The organism is Vibrio sp. HA2012, from assembly GCF_002812955.1.
GTDB lineage: Bacteria > Pseudomonadota > Gammaproteobacteria > Enterobacterales > Vibrionaceae > Vibrio.
Genome location: NZ_PFXK01000008.1, coordinates 1 through 12,620, shown reverse-complemented (window position 1 = coordinate 12,620; position 12,620 = coordinate 1). Strand labels below are relative to the sequence as shown.

Below are 12,620 nucleotides of genomic sequence, written 5' to 3'. Positions count from 1 at the left end.
GAGCGTGCCAATATTATTAATAAATCTGCTTAATAATAAAAATGTAGATAAATTAGGTACTAAAAGTGGGGTTATTTTAAAAATTGAGCTTTTTAGAAAATAAGTTCCATTAGCAATTCATCAAATATCATTCCCTGGCATGATCAGAAGATCCTCCGGTAGTACCACTTTTCTTTCTGTCTCAGTATGAATAATTTGCAAAATGCAATGCATGATGCAATTATTGTTAAAATGCAAATTTTGGGTGATTATTAAATGTACAGTTCTCGGGTTGAAATACCTAAAATGAAACATTTACTTATGGTGGAGGATACCGCTTCAGTCGCGGCTTTGTACCGTTCATTTCTGATGCCGTTAGGTTTACAGATATCAATTGTCGGTAGTGGAAAAGAGGCGATAGAAAGCGTGGGTAAGCAGGTGCCGGATCTGATTCTTCTGGATCTCCGGTTGCCGGATATGACAGGGATGGACGTACTTCATTCCGTTAAGGAAACCAATCCTGAAGTACCGGTGATCTTTATGACGGCACACGGCTCTATCGATACTGCCGTTGAAGCCATGCGTCTTGGTGCTCAGGACTTCCTTATCAAACCCTGTGAAGCAGACCGGCTGAGGGTAACGGTTAACAATGCTATTCGTAAGGCCGGAAAATTAAAAGCCGAAACAGCGTCAGGAGATTCTCCTGAGCATAATCAATATCAGGGATTTATTGGCAGCAGCCAGACAATGCAATCGGTTTACAAAACCATTGACTCCGCTGCTGCCAGTAAAGCCAGCATCTTTATTACTGGAGAAAGCGGAACCGGTAAGGAAGTCTGTGCAGAGGCGATTCATGCGGCCAGCAAAAGAGGGGACAAACCTTTTATTGCCATCAACTGCGCTGCTATTCCCAAGGATCTGATTGAAAGTGAATTATTCGGACATGTTAAAGGGGCTTTTACCGGTGCGGCGGCAGAAAGGCAGGGGGCGGCTGAACTGGCTGACGGAGGAACCCTGTTTCTGGATGAGCTGTGTGAGATGGATCTGGATTTGCAGACCAAACTACTGCGCTTTATACAAACAGGAACGTTTCAGAAGGTAGGTTCATCCCGGATGAAAAGTGTGGATGTGCGCTTTGTCTGTGCAACGAACCGGGATCCGTGGAAAGAAGTACAGGAAGGCCGTTTCCGGGAAGACCTTTACTATCGGTTGTATGTTATCCCTCTGCATCTGCCCCCCCTGCGGGAGCGGGGAGAAGATGTGGTGGAGATAGCCTATTCATTGCTTGGGTATATGTCGGTTGAGGAGGGCAAACAGTTTGCCCGTTTTTCTCAGGAAGTTGTCGACAGGTTTATTGCTTACGAATGGCCGGGTAACGTCAGACAGCTGCAAAATGTTTTGCGTAATGCGGTAGTACTGAACCACGGTAAGGAAATAACTCTGGAGATGTTACCGCCACCGCTGAATCAATTGATAGATAAATCAGAAGTGAGCACAAAAATTGCAAGTGCGAAAGCTGACTCTGTTTTAACAGCAGATAGTCTGTTACCTGAAGAAATACAACCATTATGGGTGACGGAGAAGCGAGCAATCGAACTGGCAATTGGTGCCTGCGAAGGCAACATCCCTAAGGCTGCCCATGCCCTTGGCGTCAGCCCGTCAACGATTTATCGCAAAATACAGGCCTGGAATGAGAACCCGTAAGTAAGGATTTGCAGTGACTGCTTATTTAAACTCAACAAAAATCGTCGATTTATGCCATGAAGTCGGTGAGGAAAATTTACCTGTTTTGCTTAGCATATTTCTTGATGAACTCAGTGGTTATCAACAAGTATTATCAGGTGATCCGGAAGAGTTAGAGTGTCCTCTGAGTGAAATAAGCCATGCACTAAAAAGTAGTGCCGCCAGTTTTGGAGCGGATACTTTGTGTGAAATGGCAGTCAGTTTTGATGCCCGGGTAAAAGCGGGGGAAAAGATCAATACCAGTAAAAATCGCGAATCGATTCTTTCCTGTCTGGAAAATACTATTCGCGAGTATAATCAGCTCTCAGCTGGCCATCTGACCTGAAAATGAAAGTCTGGGTTATTTAGTCACCGTGTTAATAAGCGGATGATCGCTTTGTGTAGTTTATCCCGGTCGTGACGCCAGTCTCGGTTGGGAGACGCTAGATTATCAGCGACACAATACCAGTGTTCGGCCAGTTCCGGGTGTTCATCGGGGGTCAGCAACATATCAATTTTGCGTCCGCGACAAGCTCGTTCACACCACTCCAGTTTCTGTTTCAGGCTCATGCGTGAAGCCGGACCGTATTCGGGAGAAAGGTTTTCTACGAAGATAACCAGAGCCTGCCGGTTGTGGCAGATCGCATTTCCCAGTTCAGACAGCAACAGGGGCGGCATGATACTGGTCAGAAAACTACCGGGTCCCAGAATTATGCAGTCAGCTTCTTCTATCGCCGTAATCGCTTCATCGGTTGCCGGAACCTCCGGTTCCAGATCCAGACGCTGCAGATCCTGAGTCATCTCATCCACACTGGTTTCCCCATGTACCCATTCACCGCTGGTTGACAGAGCTTTCAGATCCGAAGGATGCTCAGACATAGGCAGGATATTGACGTTTACTCTGAGCATATCCCGGATCAGATTAATGGCATCCAGAGGCCGTACCGAAAGGTTATCCAGTGCCGTCAGCATCAGATTGCCCAGATTGTGTCCGTTAAGTTCTCCGGTGCCTTTGAACCGGTATTCAAACATCATGGAACTGATCGACGGCTCGGTAATGAGCTGATTAATGCAGTTACGGGTATCGCCCCAGGCAATGCCGCCCTGACAGTGACGGATACGCCCGGTGGAGCCTCCATTGTCGGTAGTGGTAACAATACCGGTCGCATTACTGCCGAAATCTTTCAGTGCGGCAAGCATTCGGCCCAAGCCATGCCCGCCGCCGATGGCTACAATTTTTTTACTGGTATAGATGTTTTCTGACTGCGACATATCGGCCTTTGGGTAACGTGAGTGATTTTCTGCTGCAAAATAGAATAAAACAGCCGGAATACCTACCTATTAATAAGTATTTTGGGTCAGAGGCAACGTTTTTATCAGTAAGATCTGGCATCTGGTATTTTTTTTCATTATTTTTATGTTAAAGCGTGTTAATTACGCAGAGACGTAACTGCTGATTTTTACAGCAGTTGCCATCGCTCCGAGCCTGATTGGTGCTAAGTCTTCTGGATATGCCTGTCAGGCCGTGGTGTTGTTGCTGATGAATAAGCAAACAATTCCTAAGGGTTTACTTAGAAATGGGTGAGCCTCCCGTGTTTGGAAAGGTGTGACGTGGCGGAACAATTCGAAGACAAATTCAGACGCAAGTTTTATTATTTGCGGCTCTCGGTTACAGATGCCTGTAACTTTCAATGTACCTACTGTTTGCCTGACGGCTATCGTCCGTCCGGGCGGAAGAACTCTTCTTTTTTATCTCTGCCGGAGATACGACGAGTGGTGTGTGCTTTTGCTGCATGCGGCACGCGTAAAGTGCGGATTACCGGAGGGGAGCCGACCCTGAGAAAGGATTTTACCAATATTATTCATACACTGGCTTCAACCTGTGGTGTTGAAAAAGTGGCGGTTACGACAAATGGTTACCGAATGGCTGAGCATGTAAGCACATGGCGTTCCGCTGGTCTGACGGATATTAATGTGAGTGTTGACAGCCTTGACCCGCGTATGTTTCAGCAGATTACCGGACAAAATCGTTTCAGTGACGTAATGATGGGAATTGAACGGGCTTTGGAAGCCGGTTTCCGGCAAATCAAGGTGAATGTCGTGTTGATGAAAGACATCAACAGCCGGGAATTACCGGTTTTTCTCAACTGGGTGAAACAGCGCCCTATCCAACTGCGTTTTATTGAACTGATGCAAACCGGAGAGATGGATACGCTGTTTCAGCGTCATCATCTCCCGGGGACAGCTATCCGGACGCAACTGCTGCAAGATGGGTGGCTGCCTGAAGTCAGAGGACTGACGGATGGGCCGGCTCAGGTGTTTGTTCATCCGGATTATTGCGGCTCTGTGGGGCTGATTATGCCTTATGAGCGGGATTTCTGCCGGGGCTGTAATCGGCTCAGAGTTTCAGCTCTGGGTAAGCTGCACTTATGCCTGTTCGGAGAGAAGGGGATAGAACTCAGGGAACTGTTACAGCAGGATGAACAGCAGACTCTGCTTATTGAACGTATCCGTAACGGACTGACTGAAAAGGCAGAAGCTCACTCTCTGCATGAAGGCAATACAGGAATGACACCTCATCTGGCCTCTATCGGCGGTTAATCGTTATATTCAAACATAAAAACAACATACTTCAGAAGGTGAACTATGGGGCATGCTACGGATGAATTTACTCCCGCCAATATTGCAGTATTAACTGTATCGGATTCACGTACGGAAGCGAATGATACTTCTGGCCGGTATTTTGTCGAACAGCTAGAGGAAGCGGGACATAAACTGGCAGATAAAAAGATAGTGATAGATGATGTGTACCAGCTCCGGGCCGTGATCTCCCAATGGATTGCGGATGAGCATATTCAGGCGGTACTCATCACTGGAGGAACAGGGTTTACCAGCCGGGATAATACCCCGGAAGCCTTAATACCTCTGTTTGATAAGCAGATTGAAGGGTTTGGTGAACTGTTCCGGACACTTTCTTATGCAGAAATCGGTACGTCAACGATTCAGTCCCGTGCTTTTGCGGGGATGGCCAATCATACCGTTATTTTTGCGGTTCCGGGCTCTACCGGTGCCTGTAAAACAGCATGGACGAAGATTATTCGTCAGCAACTGGATGCCAGCCATGGCCCGTGTAATTTTATGCCACACCTTAAGGTCTGAATCTGATGAGTGAATTTACCCATATCAATACATCCGGTGAGGCCAATATGGTGGATGTATCGGAGAAAAACGATACGGTCAGAGAGGCCCGGGCAGAGGCGTATGTGGTGATGAATGCGGAAACCCTGCAGTTAATCCTGTCCGGCAGCCATCATAAAGGGGATGTTTTTGCAACAGCCCGGATTGCCGGTATTCAGGCAGCCAAACGTACATGGGAACTGATCCCGTTATGTCATCCGCTGATGCTGTCTAAGGTTGAGATAAAACTGGAGGCTATTGAATGCGACAGCCGGGTGCGTATTGAGTCTGTCTGCAAGCTATCCGGAAAGACCGGTGTGGAAATGGAAGCATTAACGGCGGTTTCTGTTGCGGCTCTGACCATCTACGATATGTGTAAAGCGGTACAAAAGGACATAGTGATCGGGCCGGTTCGCCTGCTGGAGAAAAGCGGCGGAAAGTCCGGACATTTTAAGGTGGAACAATGATTAAGGTGTTGTTTTTTGCCCAGACCAGAGAGTTGGTTGGAATGGATACTCTGGTGCTGGAAGCCGAATATCCGAATGTGGAAGCGTTAAGAATGGCATTAACTTCCCGGGGCGATAAGTGGTCTCTGGCGCTGGAGAATGGAAAACTGCTGGTAGCAGTGAATCAGATGCTGGTTTCTTTGCAGCATGCCCTGACTGATGGGGATGAAGTGGCATTCTTTCCGCCGGTGACAGGGGGATAGGATGGCCATCAGTATTCTGGTTTCTGCGGCGGATTTTTCCGTCGGCTCTGAATATGAACAGTTGGCGGCGGGCAGTCAGGCCGGAGCCGTGGTAACGTTTACCGGTAAAGTTCGGGATATGAATCTGGGCGACGATGTACAGAGCCTGCATCTGGAGCATTATCCGGGGATGACCGAAAAAGTATTGACTGAGATTTGTGAGCAGGCGGCAGATCGGTGGTCAGTGTGTGATATCAGAGTTATTCACCGGGTGGGAGAGATTTTGGCCGGTGAACAGATCGTATTTGTCGGGGTCACCAGTGCCCACCGAAGTGACTCATTTTCGGCTTGTGAATTTATTATGGACTTTCTTAAAACCAGAGCACCATTCTGGAAAAAAGAATCAATAGCAGAAAATAGTCGTTGGATTGAGTCCAGAGCATCGGATCATCAGGCAGCGAAAAGGTGGCAATATGAATAATGTCCGGTGGCGTCAATTTCTGTAAAAACCCCACTTGTCTCTGATTTCTGTTATTTATCTGCTGATTTTTTGCACAAATTCAGACGGTGTTTTTTGATTCGTCTCAAAAAATATTCATGCACTTTCTTTTGATTACATATCCAGCGTGATCTTTATCACGGTGAAGTGATGTTTTTTCTATGTACGACTATCAGTAACATGAATGATTTTTCAGGGTTTTATTTTGTCCGCATGATGAAAGCCAAATAATAATACTTTTGTTACCATGTTTTTGTGGCAAATTGCACTAATGGTTGGTACTTTGTCTGCTTAGCTCTTTATGAGCAAAAGATGATTTAGTCGGTATTTTATTCTAAATTATCGGGATGCCCTGCTGTTCGAGCCGTTCGATAGGGGTTGTTCAGGTGAGATTGCCCTGAACTAAAGATAAAAATAGTTATGCAGTCATGGATGCAAAGTACAAAATCTGGAGTGTAATACATATGGATAAAAATAATATTACCCGGGCTCTTCTTCTGAGCGCCGGGCTTTCTCTTGCCCTTTCCGGGTGTGGTGATGAACCTAAACAGGCACAAACAGCACCAGAACCAAAACCAAAGAAAGAAGAAACTCAGGCAGTTCCTGCTGCTGGTGAAATCAAATATGCAGAAGTTCAGGAGCTGGTGCGTGGTAACGGTGCCGAAGTGGCGTCCATCGATCCGCACAAAACGGAAGGGGTTCCGGAGTCACATGTGATTCGGGATCTGCTGGAAGGTCTGGTGAATCAGGATGCCGATGGTAATACGATTCCGGGCGTGGCAGAAAGCTGGGAAACAACGGATAACCGCACGTTTATCTTCCATCTGCGTAAAGATGCTAAATGGTCTAATGGTGAACCGGTCACCGCTCAGGATTTCGAATTCAGCTTTAAGCGTGCTGTCGACCCGGCAACCGCTTCTCCGTATTCCTGGTATTTTGAAATGACTACGATGGAAAATGCTGCGGATATCATTGCGGGCAAGAAAGATAAAGAAACTCTGGGTGTAAAAGCGCTGGATGACACCACTCTGGAAGTTAAGCTGGAATCTCCGGTACCTTACTTTGTGAAAATGGCTGGTCACACAACCATGAAACCGGTGAATAAAGCTGTTGTTGAGCAATATGGTGACGAATGGACGAAGCCGGAACACTTTGTCGGTAACGGTGCATTTGTTGTCGACAACTGGGTCGTGAACGAGCGTATCGAACTGAAACAGAACCCATATTACTGGGATAAAGCCAACACTAAGCTGACCAAAGTCACCTTCCTGCCGATCGAAAATCAGGTTTCAGAAATGAACCGCTTCCTGTCCGGTGAAATTGATTTTACCTATGAACTGCCTAACGAGCATTTCAAGCGTCTGCAAAAAGAGCACCCTGAATCACTGTCAATCGTGGGTAACCTGTGTTCTTACTACTACGGTTTTAATAACAAGAAAGCACCATTTGACGATGTTCGCGTGCGTAAGGCTCTGTCTTATGCCATTGACCGTGATGTGATCACTAAAGCACTATTGGGTCAGGGTCAGAAACCCGCTTATTTCCTGACGCCGGAAATTACGGCTAATTTTAATCCGGAAATGCCGGCCTACGGTAAAATGACTCAGGAAGAGCGTAATGCAGAAGCAAAACGCCTAATGGCGGAAGCTGGTTTTGATGAAAACCATCCGCTGAAATTTACTCTGCTGTATAACACCTCTGAAAACCATAAGAAGCTGGCCGTTGCGGTTGCTTCTATGTGGAAGACCACTCTGGGTGCTGAAGCTGTGCTGGAAAATCAGGAGTGGAAAACCTTCCTAGATACCCGTCGTCAGGGTAACTTTGACGTAACCCGTGCGGGCTGGTGTGGCGACTATAACGAAGCCTCCAGCTTCCTGTCACTGATGCAGTCTAACAATAGTTCAAATGATGCCAAATACTACAACGATGAGTATGATGCAGTGATGGATAAAGCTCTGAACACAACCAGTGAAGAAGAGCGAGCCCAGTTGTATGCGGAAGCCGAAAAGCTGCTGGCCAGGGATATGCCAATTGCACCCGTTTATCAGTATGTTAAGGCTCGTCTGCTGAACCCGCGTGTCGGCGGCTTCCCGTCTAACAACGCCGAAGAGAAGGTCTTCTCCAAAGACCTGTACATCAAGGCTGAGTAAAACAGAATAAAAACAATAAGTAATGACACTGCATGTGGAAACGCATGCAGTGCTCTTTAACGTTTAAATTTAATGAACACACTGAATGTCTGCTTTGTTAACCAGTGTATGTGTGAATATTTTTGCGCCAGAGATGGCTGAGAAAGTGCTCACAGATAAGCTCAATACGGCAGGTGTGATAGTGAGCAACTACGTCATAAACTGAATAAGAAGTTATTATGCTTAAATTCATTGCGAAAAGGGTATTTGAGGCTATACCAACCATGTTGGTACTGATCACAATCTCTTTCTTTCTGATGCGATTCGCTCCCGGGAATCCGTTTTCCAGCGAACGTCCTCTGCCTCCGGAAGTGATGGCAAATATCAATGCTAAATATGGACTGGATAAGCCTGTATTTGAGCAGTACACCACGTATCTGACCAATATACTTCACGGGGATTTTGGTCCTTCTTTTAAATATAAAGATTTTACGGTAAACGAACTGATCGCCGGTGCATTGCCTGTCTCTGCTAAAGTAGGCTGCGCGGCATTTATCTTTACGGTAATCATGGGGGTAGGTGTCGGTACCATTGCGGCCCTGAAACAGAATACCTGGATAGATTATGCCATTATGTCCACTTCGATGCTTGGGGTCGTGCTGCCCTCATTTGTGTTAGCTCCGGTTCTGATCTATCTGTTTGCCATCAACCTTGGCTGGTTTGAAGCCGGGGGATGGATGGACGGTTCCTTCAAATATATGTTCCTGCCAGTTATCGCTATGTCTATGCTGTACGTCGCTACGTTTGCCCGGATCACCCGAGGCAGCATGATTGAGACGCTGAACAGCAATTTTATCCGTACTGCGCGGGCTAAAGGTCTGGGTTTCGGCTACATCATCTTTAAGCATGCTCTGAAACCGGCTATGTTGCCTGTGGTGTCTTATATGGGACCGGCATTTGTTGGTATTATCACTGGCTCCGTGGTGGTTGAAACCATTTTTGGCTTACCGGGTATCGGTAAGCTGTTCGTAAACGCTGCATTTAACCGTGACTATTCGCTGGTAATGGGAGTGACCATTCTGATTGGTTTCCTCTTCATTCTGTTCAACGCCATCGTTGATATTTTACTGGCTTATATTGACCCGAAAATTCGTTATTAATTGGGGACGGTGATTATGTTGACGAAAAAAGACAATATTGAAGCGGTTGAGAAGTTCTCCGAAAATCTGGATATCGCAGGCCGCAGCCTCTGGCAGGATGCTCGCATCCGTTTTATGCGTAACAGAGCAGCCATGGTCAGTCTGGTCATCCTGTCTCTGATGGTGCTGGCCGTGATCTTCCTGCCGATGCTGGCAGAGTACGCCTATGACAGTACCGACTGGTATGCACTGCATCAGGCTCCTTCCGCATCCCATCTGTTTGGCACGGATGCACTGGGGCGTGATTTGTATGTGCGAACCCTGATAGGGGGACGTATCTCTCTGATGGTTGGCGTACTGGGCGCTCTGGTCGCTGTAGTTATCGGTACTTTGTATGGTGCGACATCCGGGTTTATCGGTGGCCGGACCGACCGCGTGATGATGCGCTTGCTGGAAATTCTGTATTCCGTGCCGTTTATGTTTCTGGTTATTGTGCTGGTAACCCTGTTCGGCCGTAATATTATTCTGATTTTTGTGGCTATCGGGGCGATCGCCTGGCTGGATATGGCTCGTATTGTTCGGGGACAGACTCTGAGTCTGCGCAGTAAAGAGTTTATCGAAGCGGCACATGTCTGTGGTGTTAGCCGCTGGAAGATCATTACCCGGCATATCGTACCGAATGTACTGGGTATTGTAGCGGTATATTCAACACTGCTTATTCCCAGCATGATTTTAACCGAATCATTCTTATCTTTCCTCGGACTGGGTGTTCAGGAGCCGATGACCAGTTGGGGGGCGTTGCTACAGGAAGGGGCTCAGACAATGGAGCTGGCTATCTGGCAACTGGCTTTCCCTGCATTGTTTATGGTCATCACCCTGTTCTGTTTTAACTATGTGGGTGATGGTTTGCGCGATGCGCTGGATCCGAAAGACCGTTAACGCAGTAATTCATAATTACATACTGTGTAAAATAAGAATATTACATTGGAAAGAATGATGAGTTTATTAGATGTCAAAGATCTGCGTGTCGAGTTTACTACTCAGGACGGTATTGTCACTGCAGTTAATGATCTGAATTTTTCCCTGAATCAGGGGGAAACACTGGGTATCGTAGGTGAATCTGGCTCGGGTAAGTCCCAGACGGTATTCGCTATTATGGGTCTTCTGGCGAAGAACGGTATTATCAAGGGCAGTGCTAAGTTTGAAGGGCGCGAAATCCTTAATCTGTCGGAAAAAGAGCTGAATAAGGTGCGTTCTGAACAGATTGCCATGATCTTTCAGGACCCGATGACTTCCTTAAATCCGTATCTGAAAGTCAGCGACCAACTGATGGAGGTACTGATGCTTCACAAAGGTATGAGTAAGTCAGAAGCTTTTGAAGAATCGGTACGTATGCTGGAAGCAGTAAAAATTCCGGAAGCACGGAAGCGTATTACCATGTATCCGCATGAGTTTTCCGGCGGTATGCGCCAGCGGGTGATGATTGCGATGGCACTGCTGTGTCGCCCTAAGCTGCTGATTGCTGATGAACCGACGACGGCTTTGGATGTGACGGTTCAGGCGCAGATCATGGATTTGCTGAATGAACTGAAAAAAGAGTTCAATACGGCCATCATCATGATCACCCATGATCTGGGTGTCGTTGCCGGTTCTTGTGACAAGGTGCTGGTTATGTACGCAGGTCGTACCATGGAATATGGTAGTGTGAACGATATTTTCTACCATCCCAGCCATCCTTACGCAGAAGGCCTGCTGAAAGCGATCCCTCGTCTGGATACGGAAGGTGATGTGCTGCCGACTATTCCGGGAAATCCGCCAAACCTGCTGCATCTGCCACCGGGCTGTCCTTATCAGGAACGTTGTCATAGAGTGATGGAGCGTTGTAAGCGTGAAGCTCCGATCCTCAAACCATTTGCTGATGGCCGTCAGCGAGCGTGTTTTTCTGACTGGGAGAGCTGGAACAAATGAGTGCCGATAAGAAACTATTGCTGGATGTGAAAGACCTGAAGGTTCATTTCAGTATCGCATCGAAATCTGCCTGGCCATGGTCGAAGCCTTCCGCACTGAAAGCGGTAGACGGAGTTAACGTACGTCTGTATGAAGGCGAAACACTGGGCGTGGTCGGAGAATCCGGTTGTGGTAAATCTACGTTTGCCCGGGCCATTATCGGCCTGGTGGAAGCGACAGAAGGTGATGTTGTCTGGCTTGGTCAGGATCTGACTAAGATGAAAGAGGCGCAGCGCCGGGAAACCCGTAAAGAAATCCAGATGATTTTTCAGGACCCTCTGGCATCACTGAATCCGCGTATGACGGTTGGAGACATTATTGCCGAACCGCTACAGACATTTTATCCGGACTTGTCTAAGACAGAAGTGAAAGACAGGGTCAAAGAGATGATGGCTAAGGTTGGGCTGCTGCCTAACGTGATTAACCGCTATCCGCATGAATTTTCAGGCGGCCAGTGCCAGCGTATCGGTATTGCCCGTGCTTTGATCCTGAAACCGAAAATGATTATCTGTGATGAACCAGTTTCTGCTCTGGATGTGTCCATTCAGGCTCAGGTCGTAAACTTGCTGAAAGAATTGCAGAAAGAGCTGGGGTTGAGTCTGGTATTTATTGCTCATGATCTGTCGGTGGTGAAGCATATTTCAGACCGTGTACTGGTGATGTATCTTGGCAATGCAGTGGAACTGGGTGAAGCGAATGAACTGTTTGCGAATCCTCAGCATCCTTATACCCGTGCTCTGATGTCTGCTGTGCCTATTCCGGATCCGGAAATCGAACGCAATAAACAGATCCAGATGCTGGAAGGGGATCTGCCTTCGCCGATCAATCCTCCGTCAGGTTGTGTATTCCGCACTCGCTGTCCTATGGCTAAAGAGATCTGTGCGCAGCAAAAACCTCAGATTAAAGGCAGTGATAAACACTCAGTCTCTTGTCTTATGGTTGAATAAGCTGAATAAGCTGAATAAGCCGGATTTATGAGGTATTACAGCGTCCTTTCTGCTGGTCAGAACGGGCGCTTTTTTGTGAGTACAGGTCTTGTCGGAGACTGAAGTAAGAGAGCGAAAGAGAAAATGTTAAATGGAAAATATCTCTGATCTTAATGATAGAGATATAGAAAAAACATTACTGAATTAAACAGTGGCAGAAAATAATGAAAAGATAGACAACAGATAAAAGAAAAAAAATGGTGGAGGGGGACGGATTCGAACCATCGAAGGCGGAGCCGGCAGATTTACAGTCTGCTCCCTTTGGCCACTCGGGAACCCCTCCAGGGGTATCGA

The 12,620-nt window shown here is 47.1% G+C and carries 13 protein-coding genes, 1 tRNA gene and 1 riboswitch; of the genes, 12 read left to right on the top strand and 2 right to left on the bottom strand.

Annotated elements, in window-relative coordinates:
* Positions 1-255 precede the first annotated feature (255 nt).
* Both luxO and CSW98_RS14240 read left to right on the top strand, forming a co-directional pair.
* The gene (gene luxO / locus CSW98_RS14245) at positions 256-1,683 is read left to right on the top strand and encodes a quorum-sensing sigma-54 dependent transcriptional regulator LuxO (RefSeq protein WP_443083667.1); all 1,428 of its coding nucleotides are present in this window, start codon (positions 256-258) and stop codon (positions 1,681-1,683) included.
* A 13-nt stretch (positions 1,684-1,696) separates the two neighbouring features.
* The gene (locus CSW98_RS14240) at positions 1,697-2,047 is read left to right on the top strand and encodes an Hpt domain-containing protein (RefSeq protein ID WP_100801147.1); all 351 of its coding nucleotides are present in this window, start codon (positions 1,697-1,699) and stop codon (positions 2,045-2,047) included.
* Positions 2,048-2,070: 23 nt separating this feature from the next.
* On the opposite strand, the gene CSW98_RS14235 is transcribed toward CSW98_RS14240, so the two are convergent.
* A complete protein-coding gene (locus CSW98_RS14235) occupies positions 2,071-2,973 on the bottom strand; it encodes a YvcK family protein (protein WP_100801146.1) in 903 nt (300 codons plus the stop codon).
* Positions 2,974-3,167: 194 nt separating this feature from the next.
* Positions 3,168-3,324, top strand: a riboswitch (molybdenum cofactor riboswitch).
* Here CSW98_RS14235 and moaA point away from each other — a divergent pair.
* The 10 genes from moaA to oppF all read left to right on the top strand — a co-directional run bounded on the left by moaA (position 3,313) and on the right by oppF (position 12,287).
* Entirely contained in the window at positions 3,313-4,302 is a 990-nt protein-coding gene (gene moaA, locus CSW98_RS14230) for a GTP 3',8-cyclase MoaA (protein WP_100801304.1), read from the top strand. It overlaps the preceding riboswitch by 12 nt.
* 45 nt (positions 4,303-4,347) lie before the next feature.
* Complete coding sequence (moaB, locus tag CSW98_RS14225) at positions 4,348-4,860, top strand: molybdenum cofactor biosynthesis protein B (RefSeq protein WP_100801145.1); 513 nt, start codon at positions 4,348-4,350, stop codon at positions 4,858-4,860.
* Positions 4,861-4,865: 5 nt separating this feature from the next.
* Positions 4,866-5,345, top strand: a complete 480-nt coding sequence (gene moaC / locus CSW98_RS14220; protein WP_100801144.1) for a cyclic pyranopterin monophosphate synthase MoaC — start codon at positions 4,866-4,868, stop codon at positions 5,343-5,345.
* Positions 5,342-5,587: a molybdopterin synthase sulfur carrier subunit gene (moaD, locus tag CSW98_RS14215; protein WP_100801143.1), complete on the top strand. Its 246-nt coding sequence runs from the start codon at positions 5,342-5,344 to the stop codon at positions 5,585-5,587. Before moaC ends, moaD begins: the two co-directional genes overlap by 4 nt.
* 1 nt (position 5,588) lies before the next feature.
* Positions 5,589-6,047, top strand: a complete 459-nt coding sequence (gene moaE, locus CSW98_RS14210) for a molybdopterin synthase catalytic subunit MoaE (protein WP_100801142.1) — start codon at positions 5,589-5,591, stop codon at positions 6,045-6,047.
* Between the two features lie 482 nt (positions 6,048-6,529).
* Entirely contained in the window at positions 6,530-8,215 is a 1,686-nt protein-coding gene (locus CSW98_RS14205) for an ABC transporter substrate-binding protein (RefSeq protein WP_100801141.1), read from the top strand.
* Between the two features lie 218 nt (positions 8,216-8,433).
* Positions 8,434-9,354: an oligopeptide ABC transporter permease OppB gene (oppB, locus tag CSW98_RS14200; protein WP_100801140.1), complete on the top strand. Its 921-nt coding sequence runs from the start codon at positions 8,434-8,436 to the stop codon at positions 9,352-9,354.
* Between the two features lie 15 nt (positions 9,355-9,369).
* Entirely contained in the window at positions 9,370-10,272 is a 903-nt protein-coding gene (gene oppC / locus CSW98_RS14195) for an oligopeptide ABC transporter permease OppC (RefSeq protein ID WP_100801139.1), read from the top strand.
* A gap of 57 nt (positions 10,273-10,329) precedes the next feature.
* Positions 10,330-11,301, top strand: a complete 972-nt coding sequence (locus CSW98_RS14190) for an ABC transporter ATP-binding protein (protein ID WP_198517344.1) — start codon at positions 10,330-10,332, stop codon at positions 11,299-11,301.
* Positions 11,298-12,287, top strand: coding sequence for a murein tripeptide/oligopeptide ABC transporter ATP binding protein OppF (gene oppF / locus CSW98_RS14185; protein WP_269799025.1), 990 nt, complete (start codon positions 11,298-11,300; stop codon positions 12,285-12,287). The genes CSW98_RS14190 and oppF overlap by 4 nt, the downstream gene beginning before the upstream one ends.
* A gap of 237 nt (positions 12,288-12,524) precedes the next feature.
* On the opposite strand, the gene CSW98_RS14180 is transcribed toward oppF, so the two are convergent.
* Positions 12,525-12,609: transfer RNA gene (locus CSW98_RS14180), tRNA-Tyr, on the bottom strand.
* Between the last annotated feature and the right edge of the window lie 11 nt (positions 12,610-12,620).

Excerpts from the sequence above, each read along its gene's own strand:
- luxO (WP_443083667.1), top strand. The coding sequence starts at position 256 with ATGTACAGTTCTCGGGTTGAAATACCTAAAATGAAACATTTACTTATG.
- CSW98_RS14235 (WP_100801146.1), bottom strand. The coding sequence starts at position 2,973 with ATGTCGCAGTCAGAAAACATCTATACCAGTAAAAAAATTGTAGCCATC.
- moaB (WP_100801145.1), top strand. The coding sequence starts at position 4,348 with ATGGGGCATGCTACGGATGAATTTACTCCCGCCAATATTGCAGTATTA.
- moaC (WP_100801144.1), top strand. The coding sequence starts at position 4,866 with ATGAGTGAATTTACCCATATCAATACATCCGGTGAGGCCAATATGGTG.
- moaD (WP_100801143.1), top strand. The coding sequence starts at position 5,342 with ATGATTAAGGTGTTGTTTTTTGCCCAGACCAGAGAGTTGGTTGGAATG.
- moaE (WP_100801142.1), top strand. The coding sequence starts at position 5,589 with ATGGCCATCAGTATTCTGGTTTCTGCGGCGGATTTTTCCGTCGGCTCT.
- CSW98_RS14205 (WP_100801141.1), top strand. The coding sequence starts at position 6,530 with ATGGATAAAAATAATATTACCCGGGCTCTTCTTCTGAGCGCCGGGCTT.
- oppB (WP_100801140.1), top strand. The coding sequence starts at position 8,434 with ATGCTTAAATTCATTGCGAAAAGGGTATTTGAGGCTATACCAACCATG.
- oppC (WP_100801139.1), top strand. The coding sequence starts at position 9,370 with ATGTTGACGAAAAAAGACAATATTGAAGCGGTTGAGAAGTTCTCCGAA.
- CSW98_RS14190 (WP_198517344.1), top strand. The coding sequence starts at position 10,330 with ATGAGTTTATTAGATGTCAAAGATCTGCGTGTCGAGTTTACTACTCAG.
- oppF (WP_269799025.1), top strand. The coding sequence starts at position 11,298 with ATGAGTGCCGATAAGAAACTATTGCTGGATGTGAAAGACCTGAAGGTT.